Origin of the sequence: Marinoscillum sp. MHG1-6, from assembly GCF_024714475.1 — a bacterium.
Taxonomy (GTDB): Bacteria; Bacteroidota; Bacteroidia; order Cytophagales; family Cyclobacteriaceae; genus JAMZMI01.
Genome location: NZ_JAMZMI010000001.1, coordinates 320,852 through 341,428, shown reverse-complemented (window position 1 = coordinate 341,428; position 20,577 = coordinate 320,852). Strand labels below are relative to the sequence as shown.

General features: G+C 42.5%; 17 protein-coding genes. 10 read left to right on the top strand and 7 right to left on the bottom strand.

Annotated elements, in window-relative coordinates; translation table 11 throughout:
• Nucleotides 1-146: 146 nt before the first annotated feature.
• Complete coding sequence (locus NXR94_RS01530; RefSeq protein WP_258102797.1) at nucleotides 147-2,519, top strand: TonB-dependent receptor; 2,373 nt, start codon at nucleotides 147-149, stop codon at nucleotides 2,517-2,519.
• A gap of 4 nt (nucleotides 2,520-2,523) precedes the next feature.
• Nucleotides 2,524-3,471, top strand: coding sequence for a DUF4249 domain-containing protein (locus NXR94_RS01525; protein WP_258102796.1), 948 nt, complete (start codon nucleotides 2,524-2,526; stop codon nucleotides 3,469-3,471).
• Nucleotides 3,472-3,492: 21 nt separating this feature from the next.
• Here NXR94_RS01525 and mnmD read toward each other — a convergent pair whose 3' ends face one another.
• Entirely contained in the window at nucleotides 3,493-4,170 is a 678-nt protein-coding gene (gene mnmD, locus NXR94_RS01520; protein WP_258102795.1) for a tRNA (5-methylaminomethyl-2-thiouridine)(34)-methyltransferase MnmD, read from the bottom strand.
• 124 nt (nucleotides 4,171-4,294) lie between these two features.
• Between mnmD and NXR94_RS01515 the strand changes: the two genes are divergently transcribed.
• From NXR94_RS01515 to NXR94_RS01495, 5 genes are read left to right on the top strand one after another with little or no spacing between them, the layout of a single operon-like run.
• Nucleotides 4,295-4,891 carry a hypothetical protein gene (locus NXR94_RS01515; RefSeq protein WP_258102794.1) on the top strand — a complete coding sequence of 199 codons (597 nt, stop codon included), beginning with the start codon at nucleotides 4,295-4,297 and terminating at the stop codon, nucleotides 4,889-4,891.
• 33 nt (nucleotides 4,892-4,924) lie between these two features.
• Nucleotides 4,925-8,236: a SusC/RagA family TonB-linked outer membrane protein gene (locus NXR94_RS01510; RefSeq protein WP_258102793.1), complete on the top strand. Its 3,312-nt coding sequence runs from the start codon at nucleotides 4,925-4,927 to the stop codon at nucleotides 8,234-8,236.
• A 2-nt stretch (nucleotides 8,237-8,238) separates the two neighbouring features.
• A complete protein-coding gene (locus tag NXR94_RS01505) occupies nucleotides 8,239-9,768 on the top strand; it encodes a RagB/SusD family nutrient uptake outer membrane protein (RefSeq protein WP_258102792.1) in 1,530 nt (509 codons plus the stop codon).
• A gap of 1 nt (nucleotide 9,769) precedes the next feature.
• Complete coding sequence (locus NXR94_RS01500) at nucleotides 9,770-10,660, top strand: substrate import-associated zinc metallohydrolase lipoprotein (RefSeq protein WP_258102791.1); 891 nt, start codon at nucleotides 9,770-9,772, stop codon at nucleotides 10,658-10,660.
• Nucleotides 10,657-12,069, top strand: a complete 1,413-nt coding sequence (locus NXR94_RS01495) for a DUF4302 domain-containing protein (protein ID WP_258102790.1) — start codon at nucleotides 10,657-10,659, stop codon at nucleotides 12,067-12,069. The genes NXR94_RS01500 and NXR94_RS01495 overlap by 4 nt, the downstream gene beginning before the upstream one ends.
• 4 nt (nucleotides 12,070-12,073) lie before the next feature.
• Here NXR94_RS01495 and NXR94_RS01490 read toward each other — a convergent pair whose 3' ends face one another.
• The 3 genes from NXR94_RS01490 to NXR94_RS01480 all read right to left on the bottom strand — a co-directional run bounded on the left by NXR94_RS01490 (nucleotide 12,074) and on the right by NXR94_RS01480 (nucleotide 14,087).
• Nucleotides 12,074-12,529, bottom strand: a complete 456-nt coding sequence (locus tag NXR94_RS01490) for a MaoC family dehydratase (protein WP_258102789.1) — start codon at nucleotides 12,527-12,529, stop codon at nucleotides 12,074-12,076.
• Between the two features lie 89 nt (nucleotides 12,530-12,618).
• Nucleotides 12,619-13,677 carry a hypothetical protein gene (locus tag NXR94_RS01485; protein ID WP_258102788.1) on the bottom strand — a complete coding sequence of 353 codons (1,059 nt, stop codon included), beginning with the start codon at nucleotides 13,675-13,677 and terminating at the stop codon, nucleotides 12,619-12,621.
• Nucleotides 13,671-14,087 (bottom strand): DUF1801 domain-containing protein, encoded by a 417-nt coding sequence (locus tag NXR94_RS01480; protein ID WP_258102787.1) that lies wholly within the window; start codon nucleotides 14,085-14,087, stop codon nucleotides 13,671-13,673. Before NXR94_RS01480 ends, NXR94_RS01485 begins: the two co-directional genes overlap by 7 nt.
• Before the next feature lie 68 nt (nucleotides 14,088-14,155).
• Here NXR94_RS01480 and NXR94_RS01475 point away from each other — a divergent pair, with 68 nt between their 5' ends.
• Nucleotides 14,156-15,049, top strand: coding sequence for a DMT family transporter (locus NXR94_RS01475; RefSeq protein ID WP_258102786.1), 894 nt, complete (start codon nucleotides 14,156-14,158; stop codon nucleotides 15,047-15,049).
• On the opposite strand, the gene NXR94_RS01470 is transcribed toward NXR94_RS01475, so the two are convergent.
• The 3 genes from NXR94_RS01470 to rocD form a co-directional block, all read right to left on the bottom strand.
• Complete coding sequence (locus NXR94_RS01470) at nucleotides 15,050-16,123, bottom strand: polysaccharide deacetylase family protein (RefSeq protein WP_258102785.1); 1,074 nt, start codon at nucleotides 16,121-16,123, stop codon at nucleotides 15,050-15,052.
• A gap of 11 nt (nucleotides 16,124-16,134) precedes the next feature.
• Nucleotides 16,135-16,935: a glucosaminidase domain-containing protein gene (locus tag NXR94_RS01465; protein WP_258102784.1), complete on the bottom strand. Its 801-nt coding sequence runs from the start codon at nucleotides 16,933-16,935 to the stop codon at nucleotides 16,135-16,137.
• 168 nt (nucleotides 16,936-17,103) lie between these two features.
• Entirely contained in the window at nucleotides 17,104-18,342 is a 1,239-nt protein-coding gene (gene rocD / locus NXR94_RS01460; RefSeq protein WP_258102783.1) for an ornithine--oxo-acid transaminase, read from the bottom strand.
• Nucleotides 18,343-18,539: 197 nt separating this feature from the next.
• On the opposite strand from rocD, the gene rpmB reads away from it, so the two are divergent.
• Together rpmB and NXR94_RS01450 are read left to right on the top strand one after the other, a co-directional pair.
• Nucleotides 18,540-18,779 carry a 50S ribosomal protein L28 gene (gene rpmB, locus NXR94_RS01455; protein ID WP_258102782.1) on the top strand — a complete coding sequence of 80 codons (240 nt, stop codon included), beginning with the start codon at nucleotides 18,540-18,542 and terminating at the stop codon, nucleotides 18,777-18,779.
• A gap of 129 nt (nucleotides 18,780-18,908) precedes the next feature.
• The gene (locus NXR94_RS01450; protein ID WP_258102781.1) at nucleotides 18,909-20,564 is read left to right on the top strand and encodes a M1 family metallopeptidase; all 1,656 of its coding nucleotides are present in this window, start codon (nucleotides 18,909-18,911) and stop codon (nucleotides 20,562-20,564) included.
• Nucleotides 20,565-20,577: the final 13 nt, after the last annotated feature.

The window sequence follows — 20,577 nt, the reverse complement described above, 5'->3', positions numbered from 1 at the left end:
GGCTTGATTAGAATGAAAATTTTTGTACAAAAAGCCAACCCTTCCTGATTTTTGACGTCTTTGATTTGGGTCATGAATTTTGAAGCTGAAACAATTCCGGCTAAAAAGAATTATTAAGCTCAAAATCCTGAAAGTTTATTCACCGTATGAAGAACCTTATTGCAGTAGCTCTACTTTTTATTGGCTTATCGTCATTTGCACAGGATAAATACACCCTAAGTGGGTATGTCAAAGATGCGTCCAATGGCGAAAGCCTGATTGGAGCAACTGTGCTGATCAAAGAATTAAAAACAGGTAATGTCACCAATTTTTATGGTTTCTATTCTATCACCATGGTGCCAGGTAAATATACGGTGACCTTTAGCTATGTGGGATATGAGTCTAAGGAAATAGCTGTAGACCTTTCAGCCAACAAGAGGTTAGACCTTGAAATGGAATTGGAGAGTGAGCAGCTGCAGGAAGTGGTCATCACCGGTCACGCTGAGAATGCCAACGTATCGGAGATGGAAATGAGCACCAATGAATTGGATATTAAAACCATCAATAAAATACCTGCTTTTCTTGGAGAAGTGGACGTCATCAAGAGTCTTCAGTTGTTGCCGGGGGTAACGACAGTAGGAGAAGGAGCCAGTGGTTTTAATGTGAGAGGAGGAAGCGTTGGACAGAACCTGGTGCTGTTGGATGAGGCACCTGTTTATAATTCTTCTCATATGTTCGGTTTCTTCTCGGTCTTTAACCCGGATGCGGTAAAAGATGTAAAACTTTATAAGGGTGGTACACCCGCAGAGTACGGTGGTCGGCTGTCCTCCATTCTGGATGTTCGGATGAAAGAAGGTAACAATAAGCGGTATGAAGTCAACGGCGGTGTTGGTACAATTTTCAGCCGGATGGCTGTAGAAGGACCGATAGTCAAAGACAAGGCATCATTTATTCTGGCTGGTCGAAGATCTTATATTGATGTGCTGGCGCGACCCTTTCTTAAAAATAATGACCTTGATGGGGTTGGTCTTTATTTTTACGACCTCACCTTTAAGTCTAACTACAACATTAACCCTAAAAATCGTATTTATCTGTCCGGGTACATCGGACGTGATGATTTCAACTTTGACGAGCGACAGGGCTTTGACTGGGGAAACAAAACGGTCACTTTTAGGTGGAACCATCTGTATTCCGACAAAATATTTTCTAATACCACCCTTTTCCTGAGCAACTATGATTATTCGTTTCAGGTGGGTGAGGATGACGATGATGAGTTCAGGTGGAAGTCCCGAATTCTCACCTACGACCTAAAAGAGCAGTTCACCTACTTTATCAATACCAGAAATGAGTTGTCATTTGGTGGTGAAGCTATTCTTTATCGATTCATCCCCGCGAATGTTTATGGTGCCAGTGATGGGGAGGGTCGTGATTTTAGCTTAGAGGAAAGAAAGAGCCTGGAGTATGCGGCCTATGTAGGTAATGAACAAAAGGTCACCGATGCATTCACTGTTGAATATGGTGCCCGGTTGTCCGGATTTTCTTATCTCGGTGATGGCACTGTTTATTACTATCAAGAAGGTGAACCTGGAAAAAGAAAGCCGTTGACCGGTATGTCACAGGCCGGAAATTTCGAGAACATTAAGACGTATTATAATCTGGAACCAAGGGCTTCCATGAAATATGAGTTTGACGAAAGCATGTCTGTTAAGGCTAGCTATCAAAAAATGACCCAGTACATTCATTTGGTTTCAAACACGGCCGCCACACTTCCCACAGATGTATGGACCCCAAGTACCAATAATTTAAAACCTCAGATTGGTCATCAGGTGGCCCTGGGTGTATTTAAAAATTTCTTCAACAATCAATTCGAAACCTCTGTTGAGGGCTACTATAAGCGCAATAAAAATCAGGTGGACTACATTGATGGAGCTGAATTATATATCAATAGTTTCCTGGAAGGTGATCTGCTTTCGGGACGTGGAAGGGCCTATGGATTGGAGTTTTTTGTAAAGAAACCTGCAGGTAGATGGAACGGTTGGATTAGTTATACCCTTGGACGAACGGAGCTTCAGGTAGATGGGGTAAATAGTAATAAGTGGTACCCAACACGGTACGACCAAACACATAATATGAAACTGACTGCCGCATATGATGTGTCCAAAAGGCTATCCATTTCTTCTAATTTCACTTATATCACCGGTACTCCTACAACGCTGCCCTCTTACCGATTTGAAATTCAAGGCATAACCATTCCGGGTGTAGAAGGAAGAAATAATAGCAGGATTCCTGATTATCATAGACTGGATGTATCGGCTAATCTCAAAATGAGATCGTACAAACCAAACGGCAAGAAAAAGAAGCTTGAGGATTATTGGGTGTTTACCGTCTATAACCTTTACGCTCGCGAGAACCCTTTTGCGATTTATTTTGGACAAGGGCAGGAACGACTGGATAATGGAGCACTAGCAGGTACTTCGGCTTATCAGACGGCTATATTGGGAACCATGGTTCCGGCAGTTTCTTACAATTTTAAATTCTGATGCCATGATTACGTTGAGAAATATACTGGTTTTGATATTGGCTGGATTAGGGATTTTAGCCTGCGAGAAGAAAATAGATGTAGATCTGGAGGAATCTGAGGCAATGTTGGTAGTAGATGCCTGGCTTACTAATCAATTCATGGAGCAAGAAATCACACTGGCTTTTACCAGGCATTATTTTGATGAGAGCCAGGCCCCTGAAGTTCTGGGAGCAGATGTGATCGTGGTTAATATTGATCAGGGAGATACATTATTGTTTGAGGATTTGGATGGAGATGGGAGCTATACATGGGATGCCCCAGGAGCAGGAAAGACACTGGGGAGTTTAGGAGATAATTTTTTGCTCAGCATTGATTTTGAAGGAGTTCATTATGAGGCCATGGCGGATCTCTCCGGTTCACCTTCAATTGATAGCATCACTTTTGAATACGAGCCAAAGGATGCCTTTATTAATGAAGATTATTATTACGGAGAGTTTTGGGCAAGGGATCTGGAGGGAGTTGGCGACACCTATTGGATAAAATCCTGGAAGAATGGCGTTTACCTAAATCAGCCCAATGAAATGAATTTGGCCTATGACGCTGCATTTTCCAGAGATGGTGCGGACGCTTTTGATGCGTTGTTTTTCATCCAGCCTATTCGAACGGCCATGAATCCGTTTGATGAGAAGGATGGAGAATTTTTACCGCCTTATAGTAAAACTGACACCGCTTATGTGGAGATACACTCGCTATCCGAGGAGGCGTGGTTCTTCCTGATGAGGGTCATGGAGGAAACCAATGTCAGTGGAGGATTCGGAGCCTTGTTTGCTACGCCGCTGGCTAATGTTCCTACGAATATTTCTTCTTCGAATCCTGAAGTGGGAGTTGTGGGTTTCTTTAATGTGGCTGATGTGACTTCAAAAGAAGAGATCGTGACAGATGCCACCATTCGAGACAACAATCCAGAATAGCTGCATATTTAAAGGAAGGGTTTAGCTTTTATGAGCTCTTACCATCTCCTTTTTTCCCATGGCTCCTGGCAGAATTTCAATTTCAAATCCCGCAGATTTTAAGTTCCTCTTGAATTGGCCTTGTGCACAATAGGTGGTGACGATACCCCCATTATTGAGCAGGGCATAACACTTTTGAAGGTTTTCTAGTGACCAAACTTCTGGTTGCTTGGATGGGGCGAAAGCATCAAAGAAAATCACATCAAAAAGAGTAGGGATATCAACTTGCTCAAGGGTGGTTTGGGACTTCATGAGCTGAAATTCCGGCAGAATTTGGGTTGCAGTTCCCCATTGGGCACTGTGGATGTCCAGGAAGATTTTCTTTCTTTCATCCTGACCTTCACCATAGTTCAACCTTTCATAGACTTCTTTTGGAACCGGAAATGGCTCAATGGTTTGATATTCAACCTTGATTTTTTTTGATCGGGACCAATTAGCAGCAAGTAGAGCGTTTAGACCGGTACCTAATCCTACTTCAAAGACACTCACAGTATTTTTCTGATATTTTTGAACAAAATAGTCCAGGCCCGCTTTTATAAAGACATAGTCCGACTCTCCCATAGCACCGTGAAAAGAATGGTAGGTCTCATTGAGGTCCTCCCGGTGTAAGCTGTGCGACCCATCGGCCGTTGAAATGATCTTAAGTGTAGGATTGGTCATGTATCCTGATTATTTTTAAGTTAATGTGGTGAAAAACCTACTTTATTCAATAATTTGGTAAAAGTCGTAGAGCAATGCTGAATACATTATCATGAGGTCATAAATTACTTTCAAAAATACTGATATGAAAAAAGTCATTAAACTTCTTCCCGCCCTGGTCTTATTGTTTGTTTTGGTTTCGTGTAAGGACGATGAGCCGGAGAAAAACCCGATGTTGGGAACGTGGGTTGTGGATTCATACATTTATACAAACTTGCCGGCAAGTTATAGCATCTGGGAAGAATATGAAGAGGTGTCCTACTACGGTGAAAGCTCCTATAAGTTAACATTTACAGAAACTGCTTATACACGGGATTTGGCTTTTATTGGTAGCCCGACCTATGGTAATTCAACTTTTACTGAGTCGGGAGAATGGTCTATGGCTGAGGGATATCTTACCCTTGATCCTACGGGTCAACCGATAGGTCTGGAGAACAGCTTTAAGATTATCTCTGCTACCGGAAGCGACTTGATCATGAGTTCAGAAGAGTCCACCTTTTTGTACAGTGATATTTATGCAGATACGGTCACTCAGGCTTACTTTGACTACCTGGATGATTTGTTAGATACAGCATCGGCAGCCTACGACACCGTTGAATACATTAATCAATTGAATACAGTTCTTAAACTGGTCAACTTTGAATTAGAACACGATTTTGATCTTCAAGCTGCGGCTCAATAATCATAAGAGGTATTACAAGCAGGATTGAGGAGTATGATAAATAAGTGTCTCGGTATTTTTCTGTTGTTATTTTTTACCCATACGTTGTTATGGGGGCAGGATAATGGAACTATATCAGGCACGGTGTTGGATGAATCCGGTGAACCATTGCCGGGGGTTACCATTCAAATTCTCAATACTACAACCGGTACAATCACTGACCTTGATGGAAATTTTTCACTTCAGGTAAAAAAGGGGGATCAGCTGAATGTGACAATGGTTGGTATGGAACCTCAGACCATCCCAGTCAACAATTTCAGCCGCATAAGTATATCATTAAAGGAGGCCTCCACCGAATTGGAAGAAGTGGTAGTGACGGGCTTCCAGGAAGTGGATCGTAAACTATTTACGGGAGCTTCTGAAAGTCTGAGCATGGAAGATATCAAGGTGGCAGGGGCCTCAGATGTCAGCAGGATGCTTGAGGGTCAGTCTGCCGGGGTTACGGTAGACAATGTATCCGGAACATTCGGAACAAGCCCAAAGATCAGGATAAGAGGAAATGCCTCCATTAATGGAAATAACCAGCCGCTCTTTGTGGTGGATGGGGTAATTCTGGAAGATCTTTCGAACGTCAACACGGATGATCTGATTTCCGGAAATGCCAATACGCTCACCAGCTCCTCCATTGCCAATTTGAACCCGGATGACATAGCGAGTTTTCAAATTTTGAAGGATGCCTCGGCCACTGCTATTTATGGTGCCAGAGCGGCTAATGGAGTAATTGTAATTACTACCAAAAGAGGCCGCAGTGGTGATTTGAGAGTGAGTTATACCGGTAATTTTTCCGCAAAGCTCAGGCCAACTTACAATCAGTTTGATTTACTCAATTCGGCAGAGGAAATGTCGGTTTACAGGGAACTGGTTGATAAGGGGGTATTGGATATCGGTACTTCTGTTCGGGCTCAAAATTATGGGGTGATGGGAAAGCATTTTGCTTTGATAGCCAACCATGAATTGGACTGGGGGCCTGGTGGTTCTCTGAACGAGGCCTTCCTTAATAAATATGAAAATGGCAATACCGACTGGTTTGATCTACTATTCAATGATATCGGATTACAGCAGCAACATTCTCTGAGTTTTACCGCAGGTAATGAAAAATCTAATAGCTATTACTCCATTGGTTACATGGATGATGAGGGTCAAACTATAGCAGATAATGTGCAAAGGATAACCGGGTCAGCGAGGAATACTTACTTTATTTCAGAGAATTTCACTTTTGGGCTAAAGCTAACAGCAAGTTATAGAGATCAGAAGGTTCCTGGGACACGGAATAGCGAGTTTGATCCTATTACGGGTAGGGTCAGCCGAAATTTTGACATTAATCCTTACAGCTATTCCCTTAATACGGCACGTTCTATTCGGCCTTATGAGGACGATGGCTCCTTAGAGTATTTTCGTCGTAACTTTACCGACTTCAATATCCTCGAAGAGTTGAAATTGAACTATATGGACATCACAGTATCAGATGTTTCGGCTCAAACTGATTTCGAGGTGAATCCAACTAAAGAGTTAAAAATCAAAGGAGTATTTCAGGCAAGATATGCCTCCACCAAACAGGATCATACGGTCCATGAAAATTCCAATCAGGCGGAGGCCTACAGAGCGGATGATACACAGTTCATTCAGGATGCCAATAATCTACTGTATCGAGATCCGGATAATCCGGGATTGAATCCGGTTATCGTCCTTCCTGAGGGCGGTTTCAAATATGTTGATCAAACAGATCTATTGAATTTCTTTTCAAGAATTAGCGTTCAGTGGAACAAAAATTTTGGTCCCAGTCATGAGGTGAATGTATTGGCGGGTCAGGAAATTAGGTATACGAATCGTTCTCAGCAGAGCGCGACAGGATTGGGTGTGGTCTACAGCAGTGGAGGTGTGGTGGTCACAGATCCCAATATCATTGAGTTTTTCAACCTTCAAAATATTGATTACTACTCCTTGTCGAGAGAACAAGATCGCTTTTTAGGATCTTTTGTCAATGGAGGATATGCTTATAAGTCAAAATACATTGCCAATTTCACGGTGCGTTATGATGGCTCAAACCAGCTTGGAAAGAGTAAGCAGGCACGCTATTTACCTACATGGAACGTTTCCGGAGCCTGGAATGTGACCAATGAATCCTGGGCCAATCTCCCTTTCCTTAATGAACTTAAGCTTAGAGCTACCTACGGGATATCCGGTAATCTTCCTCCAAATACGAGTGCCTTGTTGAATTTGAAATCGGATGTGACAATCCGACCAACAGATGTGGAGCCTTATTTGTACATCGAAGATTTGACTAACGAACAGCTGACGTGGGAGAAACTCCGTGAGTTTAACGTGGGATTAGACTATTCCATTTACAATGACAAGGTCTCAGGGTCCTTTAACTATTATATCCGTCAGGGTTTTGATTTGATTGGAACTGTCCAGACAAGCGGAATTGGTGGAGAGGCATTGAAGTTCGGAAACTTTGCGAACATGCAGATTGATGGGTATGAAGCATTTGTCACCACCCAAAACATGAAGACTAAGGACTTTACCTGGAGCACCAATTTTAATGCGGGATACACTGTTGATAAAATCACGAAGTTGGACTACGGGCCTTTAAGAGCTGAGGCTATTGGCCAGGGTGGAACAGCGTATTTAGGCAGGCCAAGAAGGAGTTTATTCTCGGCACGTTTTGCCGGGTTGAGCTCACAAGGGATACCCACATTTTATGATGAAAACGGGGAAATTGTAAAGCAATTTGATTTACAGGATCGAAGTGCCCTGGATCAAATCTTAAAGTATGAAGGACCAACCGAACCCAGGGGATCTGGAGGATTAACAAACAATTTCAGGTATAAGGACTTCACTTTTAGCTTTTTGCTGTCGTTCAAGTTTGATTATAAAATCAGGTTAAATGATGCTTACTATAGCAGCTATACCGATTTTGATGCGTTACCGGGCGAGTTGATCAACCGATGGGCGGTGCCCGGAGATGAATTAATAACTGATATTCCAGTCATACTGGATAAAGGAGCGGCGCAGGAGGACCCTGACAATAGTCTGGCCTATGCGCTGTATAATAAGAGCTCGGTACGGGTGGCAGATGGAGGCTATGTGAGATTAAGATCTGTCCAGGTTGGCTATAATGTTCCCAGAAGATTGACAACCAGGCTTGGGATATCCAATGCATCTATATCTGTCGTGGGGCAGAACCTGGCTTTACTATATTCTGATGATAAACTGAACGGACAGGATCCGGAGTTTTTTAGTTCTGGAGGTGTTGCGCTTCCACAGCCTAAAATGATTACCATGTCTTTAAATATTGGCTTTTGAAGATGAAAAGAAGGGTAATACATATCTTCAACAAAGTGGTGATTTTAGCAGGAGCTGTCCTGACATTATCTGCATGCGATAAGTATCTGGATGCGGTACCTGACAACAGGGTAGAACTAAATTCCCTCGACAAAGCTTCCCAATTGCTGACTAATGGGTACTCTATTGCGAGTCCGGCCTTTACCGACTGGATGACAGATGATGTGCAGTTTACCCAAAACACTACCAGATTCACATGGATGGATCAGCTATATCAGTGGGAGGAAGTCACCAATGCCGGTCCGGATCAACAAGATTCACCTGACTTTTTTTGGTATGAAACTTATAACGCCATTGCACATGCTAATGAGGTTTTGAAAGTTTTGGACGAATTACCGGTTGATTCCGAGGAGGAGATTGCTCAAAGAAATGCAATTGAAGCAGAGGCCAAACTTATTAGAGCCTATGGTCATTTCATGTTGGTCAATTTATTTGCGGAGGATTATGATAATTCCACTTCGAATACAGACCTGGGTGTACCGTATATTAAAACTCCTGAAACAACCTTTTATGCACAATATAGTCGGGCAAGGGTCTCCACAGTCTACGACCAAATTGAAGACGACCTTTTGGAGGGGCTTGAATTGATCAGTGATAATTTTTACGCCAATTCAGGCAAATATCATTTTACCAGGAATGCGGCATTGGCCTTCGCCTCCAGGTTTTATTTGTACCAGTTTGACCTTATTCGATGTATGGAATATTGTGATCAATTACTTGGTGCCAATCCGGAGAACTTTATTCGGGACATGACCTCAGATGAGTATCTCGGGGCAAAATCTTCGATCACTGCATACCCCCAGGTGTATACTTCTCCCGATGAACCTGCCAATCTGCTGCTGATGAGAAAGATTTCGCTGGTTCAGCGAACTGATTTTTCCTATGCGGCATCGGTTGATTTCTACAGAGCCCTATTTGCTGAAAATCCATTACCTGGCACTACAGATGAACGTGAGAATCCGGCCCTGGTAAAGGGACGTGATATCACAGGAAATACCAGTGTATTCCCATTGCGCTATCAGAGTCTTTTCGAGCGTAGTAGCCTAAATTCTAATGTTGGTACCCCATACCATATTGCTATTTCTTTACGAGGTGAGGAGGTGCTGTTCAATAGGATTGAATGTTACATTTACCAAAATCAGTTGGACGAGGCTATTAGTGATTTCAATACATTGTTTGCAAGACGATATAGTGGGGGTGATAGTACAACGGTGACCATGCAATCATTAAGAGATTTTATTGACCCGAATGGTTCCTTTGGAATGAATGACCAAAATATACTTTTCAATGTTTTGATACTTGAAAAGCGTAAGGAATTTCTTGCTCAGGGCATGCGATGGTTCGATGCGAAAAGATGGGGACTTTCGATGAGCCATGACCTTGAAAATGGCAGCATCATTACCATTGGGGAGGTTGAAAACGATCCTCAATGGCTATTACAAATACCTAATTCAGCTGTTGAGGTGGGGGGCCTGGAAAAAAATGAGAGGTAGCATGATAATAAGCCATGTGCTATATCAAAAGTATTTGAAGGGAGGCATGTTCATGTTGATGATGTTCATGTTGGCTTCGTGCTATGACAAGGAAACATTGAATGTCCCTCAGAAAGAGAATGAGGATTTGATTGCCAATGAACTGGATGAGTACATAGACCAGAATTTTGTTCAGAAATATGGCATGGCCGTACGGTACAGGTATGTAGATAGTTACTTGTCCCCTGGTCAAAGAGTGACTCCGGTTAAATTGGATGCGGTTCGTCCGATGCTTGATTTCATTGAGGAATATTGGGCTCAGCCTTTTTTAGAAGTGGAAAACGGGGCGGAATTTTTCTACGATCATGTTCCGGCTGAAGTTATTTTGTTTGGTGGCCTGATTTACCAGGGTGGTACCGTTCTATTGGGGGTGGCCGAGGCTGGTGCTCGTATCACGCTACTCAATGTTAACGATGTTGACCCCAATGATCAGGACTGGATATTATTCCAGTTGGGAACGATTTACCATGAGTTCGCGCACGTTGTCCATCAGAGGTATAAGCTTCCTACGGGGTTTGAAAATGTATCTCCGATAGGATACACGGGGCCAGGATCATGGTTTATTCTCACTGACGATGAGGCACTCGAAAGAGGATTTGTTTCACCATATGGTACAAGCTCAGTAAATGAGGATTTTGCAGAAATCGTGGCGTTTTATCTATTTGACCCTGAGTTTCATGAAAGATTTACGATCGATGAGGAATGTACTACGGTAGATTGTGAACGCAGGAATGAAGGGCGAGCGAAACTGAGACAAAAGCTGTCCCTTATCGCGGATCACTATGAAAAAGTAACCGGAATCAATCTGGAGGAACTCCGGGCCGCCACCCAGTCTAAAATTGTAGTGCCATGAGAAGGTGGTTAAAATATGGAACAGCGGGCATGGCCTTATTACTCTTATTAACTGGCTGTAATCAGGATGCAGATAACATCGGATCGGTAGAGGAAAGAAAAGCAATTGCAAAAACGGAACTGAAGAATAAATTGATTGAAGCCTCATCGGGGTGGCGGATCGATTATAAGCCAACTTCAGAAGCCGGGACATTTTTAATTATCCTGAATTTTTATGAGGATGGAACGGTACGAGTTCAGTCTGATGTACCGGCGAATGACGGTGAGTTTTACGATGACACCATTACCTATCGTATCGACAATGATTTGGGTACTGAATTGATTCTGGAGACTTATGGTGTGTTCCATTACTTATTCGAATTAAATCAGAACAGTTTTGGAGCTGAATTCGAATTTCTATACCAGGGAGAGACAGCCGGAAATTTGGTTTTTTCAAGTAAATCTGATGGCACTGAAGATAAAACAATACTCGTTTTCAGACCTGCTGCATCTACCGATGCGGGACTTATTTCGAAAGAAATAGTAGCGCAATTAGCTACTGGAGGCTACCGTTTGGGGGACCTTGCAGGCATAGGAGCGAATGCACTATATCAAATGTATTATCCGGACGACAATGTCTCCGTTTTTGCCAGTTTTGATCTGGGGAACAGACGTGCTAAAATTCATGGAGCGGCCATAGGTTATACGTTTGATGAGGTCAAAAATGCTTCTCTAAAAACCGAAATTCAGACGGTAACAGACATTTCATTTTTATCTGAACAATTGATTTTTGATCAACCTGTCAATTTTACCCTGTCAGGAAAACAATATACGATTAACAGCTTCAGTACCAACAATTTTCAGCAATTGGATACGGTGTATTGTATGGGGCAGGATGACAGTTATTCAACTTTTGATGCCTCATTCGACGGTTTAGGGAATGGGGAGCTCGTGAGCTCTATTTATTCTAATTATTCTACCTTTTTTGAGTCAACAGATAAACTTTACCAGATTTCTCCGTTTTTCATGTACGATGCCGCTGATAGTTCGCTGGCGGATACCATTAATAACAGCTTCGATAACATCATTGTCTTTTTGATGCTTTATGAATCATTCTTCAACTCCTATACCGGGACGGAACCTTTTACAGGTATGGGATGGGTTGGGTTGAACCCAAAAACCAATGATTTGGAATTTTATCTGAGAGAGATGAATGTATTGGAGAGATCGGGCAATTATGTATCCTTTGAGCTTACCGATGGCACTTACATTGATGTGGCCGATAGTTTGGATGAACGTGATGCCCTTTTTGCATTGACCGACTCCATCTTCGCGGGTGGAGTGATCTACGGATCAGAGGTATTGTCATTTGACGAGTTGTACGAAGTGTACAACCCGTGCAATGACTATAAGTTTTTCCTTTTTGAATAAGGGATTATTCGAAATGATAAAGTAGGATTAGCGTAGCTGTGAAAGCGGCTTTTGGGTTGTCTTTAATCTCCATTTTTGCTCCAAACTCAGCCTTCGTGATTCCTCTGAGGTTTGTAAGTTTATCAAGTTTCGCATGAAGTCTTAGTTCACTACCAACTGGTACCGGCGCACCAAATTTCAGGTTGTCTACTCCATAGTTGATCATCATTTTGAGGTTTTTCGCCTCCAGAATCTGACCCCATAGATAAGGAACGAGAGATAATGTCAGGTAACCATGGGCAATGGTAGTACCAAATGGGCCATTCTTGGCCTTTTCTTCATCACAGTGTATCCATTGATGATCTAAAGTCGCCTCGGCAAATTTATTGATTTGCTCTTGAGTAACCTTCAGGTATTCGGATACACCCATATCCTCACCTATGTATTTTTCAAATTCTTCGTAGCTACCTACAACGATCATTTACTTTTAATTTTGTTGAAAACCGCTCGAATTTAACTGAAATATTAATCAAGAGATAACATTATCCAACCGATTCGTAACATACGCCTTCAATTTATCTCGATCTTTAAAATTTTCCCATCTGCGCCTGTAGCTAACCCGTATCCTGAAGGGTGCATTTTTACGCACCAAAAATTTCCTGAATCCAGATTATTCCAGGACTGGCCCCAGTCATGACTGTAGTCTATGCCTTGCGGTCCGGTGGCGATAATGAACGGGTTGTCTTTCCACATAAGGAGATCACTTCCATAGAATGTTCCCTTTGTGATGGTTTGCCTCCCAGGTTCCCACGAGGAACCGCCGTTTTTGGTTATTGCAACGTTATTTAGGTATTCTGAAGGCTTTGATAAGTCTCCCCCGACCACCATTCCAATTTGCTCATTAAGCATACTTATGGAGAAGATCCCCGCCATCTCCCCTGTGGGCAGAGGGCCATCTTTGACCGCCCACGTCGATCCATAGTCATAGGTCGTGAGTATTCTGGAATTTCCTCCCGCTCCAGTGCCGATGAAGGCAATTCCACCGGGCAATGTACTAATGCAGGTTCCACTGGCTGCGAATCCACCTTCTCCCTTACCCGGTTTAGGTAGTGTTTTTGGGTTCATACGATTCCAATGTTCGCCGCCATCTGACGTTTTAAGGATAAACATCCTTTCCTGATAAGAATCTCCAAAGGCCAGGCCCACGGAGTCGTTGTCCCAAAACTCAATCGTATTTAAGAAGCCCTCTTCATCAGCCATAGCATAAGATTCGAGCCAGAGATTTTCATTCACAAAAAAGTGCATGATACGTGAAAGCTTACCCGTGCCCGCACTCATGAGCAGGACATGGTCTTCGCTAAATGCATGGAGGTCACGAAATTGTAGTGTATCTGATGGATGAGTAAACAAATCCCAGGATTCGCCGCCATCTGTTGTCCGGGCGAAAGTAGCCTTATGCCCACTGACCCATATGGTTTTGTTATCTACGTAAGATATGGCTTGTAAGAGCGCGTCAGTTGGTACGTCAACAGATGATTTTGTTATCACAGGAGGAGATGTGCTATTGCAGGACAGAAGGTAGGCAAAGAGTAATATTATGCTTGAAAGATGGAGTCTTTTGATCACCATTTTTTGGTTTTAATAAAGTCTACAGACTCGGTGATCAGCTCTCTTAAAATGTCAATATTGATATCACTTAGTTGGTTGATGTAAAGGCAGGAGACACCAGTCTTATACTTTCCTAGTTGGGCCATCAATGTATCATATTTTCCAAATCCGGCCATGATGTAGAGTACGAGTTTATGTTTTCTTGGAGAGAACCCAACCCAAAACCAATCACCCTCGCGACCAGAGGCATACTTGTAGTGATACGTACCAAACCCAACAATACTTGGACCCCACATCACCGGTTTTTTGCCTGTGATTTTTTTCATGAGCTGCAAAACAGCACGTGCGTCCTTCTTGCGTGTTTCATTAGGAACAGCATCTAAAAATTCTGTAACGCTCTGATTGTTAGGGGTGGTTTTCAAGTCAGACATATTTAAAATTAATGAAACTGTGGGAAACAAATTGCAGCGGTAACTTTGCCGAAATAAAAGGACGGGACATGTGGTTGATTCTTGCGATTGCTTCGGCAGTCTTTCTGGGGTTTTATGATATTTTCAAAAAGATTTCCCTTGACCGGAATGCGGTGATGCCCACTTTGTTTCTGTCTACTGTGGCCGCCTCTATCATCATGATAGGATTTGTGCTGTTATCAGAAATGGGAATAATTCCCCAGGATAGTCTGGCGTATGTTCCACATATCACTTCTGAGGAGCATTGGAAGATTATCTTAAAAACGGTCATCGTTCTTTCGAGTTGGATCTGTACCTACTTTGCATTGAAAAACCTCCCTTTGACGATTTTCGCTCCCATTCGGTCAACAGGCCCTTTGTGGACGACATTGGGTGCTTTTATTATTTTTTCGGAGCGCCTTACTCCTATGCAATTTGTAGGCGGAGGACTGATCTTTTTATTTTTCTACCTGTTCTCGACGGCCGGAAAACTTGAGGGAATTTCTTTTAGATCGAATCCTTATATATGGCTGATGGTTCTCGGAACTCTCATGGGCTCCATAAGCGCACTATACGATCGCTACCTTTTGAGAGATATGAATGTGATGGCCGTTGAAGCCTATTTCACATTCTATCAAACGATACTGTTGATTCCAATATTGGGACTGGTCTGGTATCCCCGTCGGGCTGCGTCTACACCGTTTCAATGGAGGTGGGCTATCCCTTTTATTGGACTGTTTCTTCTTATTGGAGACTATCTCTACTTTTATAGTATATCCTTGCCTGACTCTCTGATTTCCATCATTAGTCTGGTGCGTCGGTCCAACGTTTTGATTGTATTCCTTTTTGGCGCCATTTTGTTCAAAGAAGCAAATACCGGGCGCAAAGGACTTTACCTTATTGGTATTCTAGCCGGTCTTGCGCTTCTGGTTCTGGGCCGATAATTAATTCCCATTTGGATTGATCCATAGATGGCTGAGCCAATGCCAGTTTCCATCTTTGTCAGGAACAGTGATAGTATATAAAGTCCTTCTTCGGGAGGAGATATCTGATTTTGCCCGAATGGAAATTTGGTTGGTCTCCAGGCGTAAAAACTCGCAATCGCTTCCCTGAATAAAACATTGCAATTCATCTAGCCTCAGGTTTTCGGGGTCCAGGGTCAAAGTCAAAGTTGGAGTGGTTTGGTTAGGCGGAAGCATAAAGGAAGTAGGGTTTTCGAAATCAATGAATAAAGGGAGCATATCTGCCTTGGCAGCAAACTTGTCCGGAGCAGCATAATTTTCTGACATTGGAAATCTCGGACATCTGAACAGGTCCGTTTGCGTGGATATGACCCCTGAATTTTGGGCCACGGCCGCCTTAAAACCAGCGCGCCTGACGATGTCCTTCATTTTTGGATCGAACTCACCAAAAGGGTAAGCAAAGGTTACGGGAGTGATACCAAGGTTATTCTTGATGAGCTGCTGACTTTTTTCAATTTCCGACTGGAAGGTATTGTAACGTGAAAATTCTGATTCGTCGAGAAAGTACTTGTGGGAATGGGTATGATTTCCGATTTCAATTTTCTGTGCTGTGGCTGACCTAAGCTCTTCCCAGGTCATATAATCATCACCACCGACCGTTTCAGTATTGATATAAACTGTGGCAGGGAAGCCAAATTTTGAAAGTAGTGGTAGTGCGTTGTCGTAGAAGCTTTTATACCCATCGTCAATCGTGATCACTGCAGTTTTCTTTTTGGGACCGTCAGATTGTAAGTAATCTATCGCGTCAGCAAAGGACAGTACCTGGAATCCATTGTCCTTCAGGTAGCTGAGATGCGCCTTGAAGTCTTTCAATGAAACATTGGTGGATGGATATTGATCATCACCAAAACGGTGATAGACAAAGCAAACAATGGATTTCCCGTTTTCAGCTGACTGATCGGAAGCATTTGCCTCAGTCGTGTCAGAAGTAGTAGTACAACCATAAGAAAGTAAAAGGCAGATTAATGCTAATAAACTGCTTAAGCGTCTATTCATGTCAAGTGTTTTTACTCTGAAACAAAATAGGCCGGATCAATCTGTCGATTGTCGTACTGGTATAGATTATTTTGATCAATGATCTTTTGCAGCTGAGCTACATAGGCCTCTCTTTTCTCCGAATAATATTTAAGGTAGGGCAGTAAATCGGAGGCTTTCGAGGACTTGCTTGCAGCTACTCTTAGGTCGCTATACGCTCTGGAGCGACCTAATGTTTCAAAGTAGTCAGTGATCGACGCTGATATGTTTTTGTAAGTTCTGAGGTAGATACTTCTTTCACCTCGATCATATTTGGCCTCCATACGTGGTTCATTGTTGCTGTACGACCAAATTCCAAAGAGATTATTTCCTTCACGAAAGAAGCGGGAGGACCCCCATCCACTCTCTACCGCAGCTTGAGCCAAAACAAGGCTTGGAGGCAGTGCAATCATCCTTTGTTGCAAATCCTCAATATTGTTGGCATTGAATCGATCTAATTGAGTGAGATAGTAAGAAGAATCCTCATCATCCCATTGTTCTTTATTACTCAACTCATTGATTTTGTTTCTATCTGATTCCATTTCATGCTGGGCCACCAGGATGGCTGGAAGCACTGCGGCGATAAATTTATCCTTGGATTCATCAACCGTCAATTGAGCAAAAGAGGGAATGTTTTCGTACAGAACCGGCCTTACGTGAACAGAGTCAAGAGGAATAATCTCATCCGGACTCTTCACCACCAAACTTTCAGTTTTTAATATTGGCTCCCTGTCCTCGCAGTTTAATAAAAACAGCCCCAGGAGCGCAATAACTAACGTTTTTATCCGTTTCATAACGCCTTTTAAACTGTTTTCAGAAAAAATAGTTCCATAAAAATGTTTAGTACCCTAATCAAAGGGCACAGAAATAAAACCCTCTAACCACTTAGATCAAGGGACAATTCTTGATTGATTGACTGCATAAACACTAGTTGAAAACGCAGGCCTTCAGCAAAAAAATGTCTAAAATTCGGAGATTGTTTTTTCAATAATGTCGCAACACTCGTGTAGTTGATCTTCTGTCATTACGAGCGGAGGCGCGAATCGTATAATATTTCCATGGGTTGGTTTGGCGAGTAGCCCATTGTCTCTAAGCTTGATGCATAGGTCCCATGCGGTAGAGCTATCCTCTGTGTCATTGATGACAATGGCGTTAAGTAAACCTTTGCCCCGAATCAGCGAAACCAGTTCCGTTTTTTCAATGAACTTATTCATACGATCACGAAAGATGGCTCCAAGTTTGGCAGCGTTTTCCGTCAGGCCTTCATTTTTAATTACTTCCAATGCTGCAATAGCCACTTTGGCTCCAAGTGGATTGCCTCCGAAAGTTGAGCCATGAGTGCCTGGAGTAATGACTTCCATGATTTCATTATCTGCAAGTACAGCGGATACTGGGTATGCTCCTCCGGAAAGTGCTTTCCCCAAAATCAGAATATCCGGCTTTACCTCTTCATAATCAGCTGCCAGAAGTTTCCCTGTGCGACCGATACCCGTCTGTATCTCATCATCTATGAAAAGGATATTATTAGCCTTACAGATGTCACTTATTCCTTTGAGGAATCCATCGTCTGGAACATATACTCCTGCTTCTCCCTGGATCGGCTCGACCATTACACCTGCAACGTTTGGAAGCTGGCAGGCTTCTTTAAGTGCATTCAAATCATTATATGGGATGCGTACAAACCCTTCCGGGTAAGGCCCAAAGTTTTTGTAGGATACAGGATCACTGGAGAAAGAAACAATTGTAGTCGTTCGACCGTGGAAGTTGTGGTCGAATACGATGATTTTGGCTTTGTTTTCTTCGATACCCTTTTTTTCATAAGCCCACTTACGGCAGATTTTTATCGCTGTCTCCACTCCCTCGGCACCGGTATTCATTGGAAGGACCTTATCAAAACCGAAATATTCTGTCACATATTTTTCGAACTCACCTAACACGTCATTATAAAAGGCTCTGGAGGTCAACGTCAGTTTTTGCGCCTGATCTATCAGCGCCTGAATAATTTTCGGGTGACCATGGCCCTGATTTAATGCTGAATAGGCCGAAAGGAAGTCGTAGTATTTCTTACCCTCAACATCCCAAACGAATACACCTTCTCCTCTGTCCAAAACCACGGGCAGCGGGTGATAATTATGTGCTCCATATTCGTTCTCGAGATTGATAAACTCTTCAGATGATTTCGTCCCTTCGTAAACAGCCATATTTTCTTTTTTAGTGTTTTAACAAACCTGATCCTTTGAAGTTCAAAGGTAGTAAGTAGAATATAAGGACGAGTTTAAGTAATGAAAAGGTTGATAAACGGTAAATATCTGAGAATGAGAAAAAGAATTAGCCCTCCACTTGTTAATTAATTCATTATTACGATATTTGCAGTCCGTTTCAAAAAATCGGTGAAATCATGTCAAAAGTTTGCGATATATCAGGAAAGAGACCAAGAGTAGGAAACAACGTTTCTCACGCTAATAATAAAGTTAAAAGAAGATTTAACCCAAATCTTCAAACTAAGAAGTTCTACATTCCTGAAGAGGACAAATGGGTTACGTTGAAGGTATCTACTTCAACTTTGAGAACGATCAACAAAAACGGCATCTCAAACGTGCTTAAAAAAGCAAGAGCTAAGGGTACTTCAAGAGTATAATAAATAGATTTAGATTCGAAATAAAAGGAGCCTGATTCGCAAGAGTCAGGCTTTTTTTATTGCCGTTCGTAGAAATAAGCAGTGCTCGGAATTCTTGCTTTCATACCTTAGTGAGTTCAACTCAATCATATGATGAAACAAGCACTATTTTCGGTATTGACTGTCCTCTCCCTGGTATCTTACGGGCAGACAGAATTGTTTTCGAAATCGGGTGAATATACCCGTCAGGATTCCTTGAGAGGTTCGATTACTCCGGAGCGCCAATGGTGGGACCTTCAGTATTATGACCTGTATGTGGCTGTTGATATAGATAAAAAGTTCATCTCAGGGACTAATACAATCACTTACAAGGTGCTGGATAGCCCGGTTGCTATGCAAATTGATCTCCAGTCACCAATGAATATCGATAAGGTCGTTCAGGATGGGAAGGAACTTCAGGTGACTCATGAAGGGAATGCACATTTCATTAGCATGAGTACAGATCAAAAAGCTGGGGATGAGAAAAAGGTGACGATCTATTTTTCCGGAGTTCCACATGAGGCGATCAGAGCTCCATGGGATGGGGGCTGGAGCTGGGCCAAAGATGAAAATGGTCAACATTTTGTGGCCACCTCCAATCAGGGAATAGGGGCTAGTTTATGGTGGCCATGCAAGGATCACATGTACGATGAGCCCGATAACGGAATCACCCTGAGCATTAATGTTCCCAGGAAACTCGTGGCTGTTGGAAACGGAAGACTCAAAGAAGTCATCAAAAAGAAGAATAAGACCAGGACTTATGTCTGGAAGGTGGTCAATCCTATCAATAACTATGGGGTGAATGTGAACATTGGGGACTATGTCAACTTTTCTGAGAAGTATGAAGGAGAAAAGGGACCATTGGACATGGACTACTGGGTACTGAGCTATAACCTGAAGAAGGCTAAGGAGCATTTTGTGGATGCTCGCAGGACCATGGAGGCTTTCGAATATTGGTTTGGACCTTATCCATTTTATGAGGACAGCTATAAGTTGGTAGAAACGCCCTATCTCGGGATGGAGCACCAAAGCTCTGTCACCTATGGAAACGGTTACCAAAAAGGCTATAAAGGCAATGACCTGAGCTATACTGGCTGGGGTCTGAAGTGGGATTATATTATTATTCACGAATCGGGACATGAATGGTTTGCCAACAATATCACCTATAAGGATGTTGCTGATATGTGGGTGCATGAAGGCTTTACCATGTACTCTGAAAGCTTGTTCGTAGAGTACTTCTATGGCAAGGAAGCAGGGTCTGAATATACAAGGGGAGTTCGCATGTTCATTGACAATGAAGAACCGATTATTGGCGATTACGATGTAAATGCTGAAGGCTCTAAGGATATGTATAACAAAGGCAATAACCTGCTACACACCTTAAGGCAATGCGTCAATGATGATGAAAAGTGGCGATCCATCCTCCGCGGGCTCAATGAAGAATTTTATCATTCTGTGGTGACCAGTGAGCAGGTTGAAAATTACATAGCAGAAAAAGCTGGCCTGAATTTGGAAGCCTTTTTTGATCAATATTTGAGAGATTATAGGATTCCAGTGTTGGAATACAGAATTAATGGTCAACGTATGCTCGTGCGATGGACTAATTGCATTGATGGCTTTGATATGCCGGTGAAAATTTTTGTGGCAGATGAAGAGCAGTGGATAAACCCAACAAAGGAGCTTCAAATGGTGGAGCTACCGACAGAAGTAGAAGATATTGTTGTGGATAGCAACTTCTACATTTATAGTTCGAATTCCATGAAATAGAGAAAATAGTTTA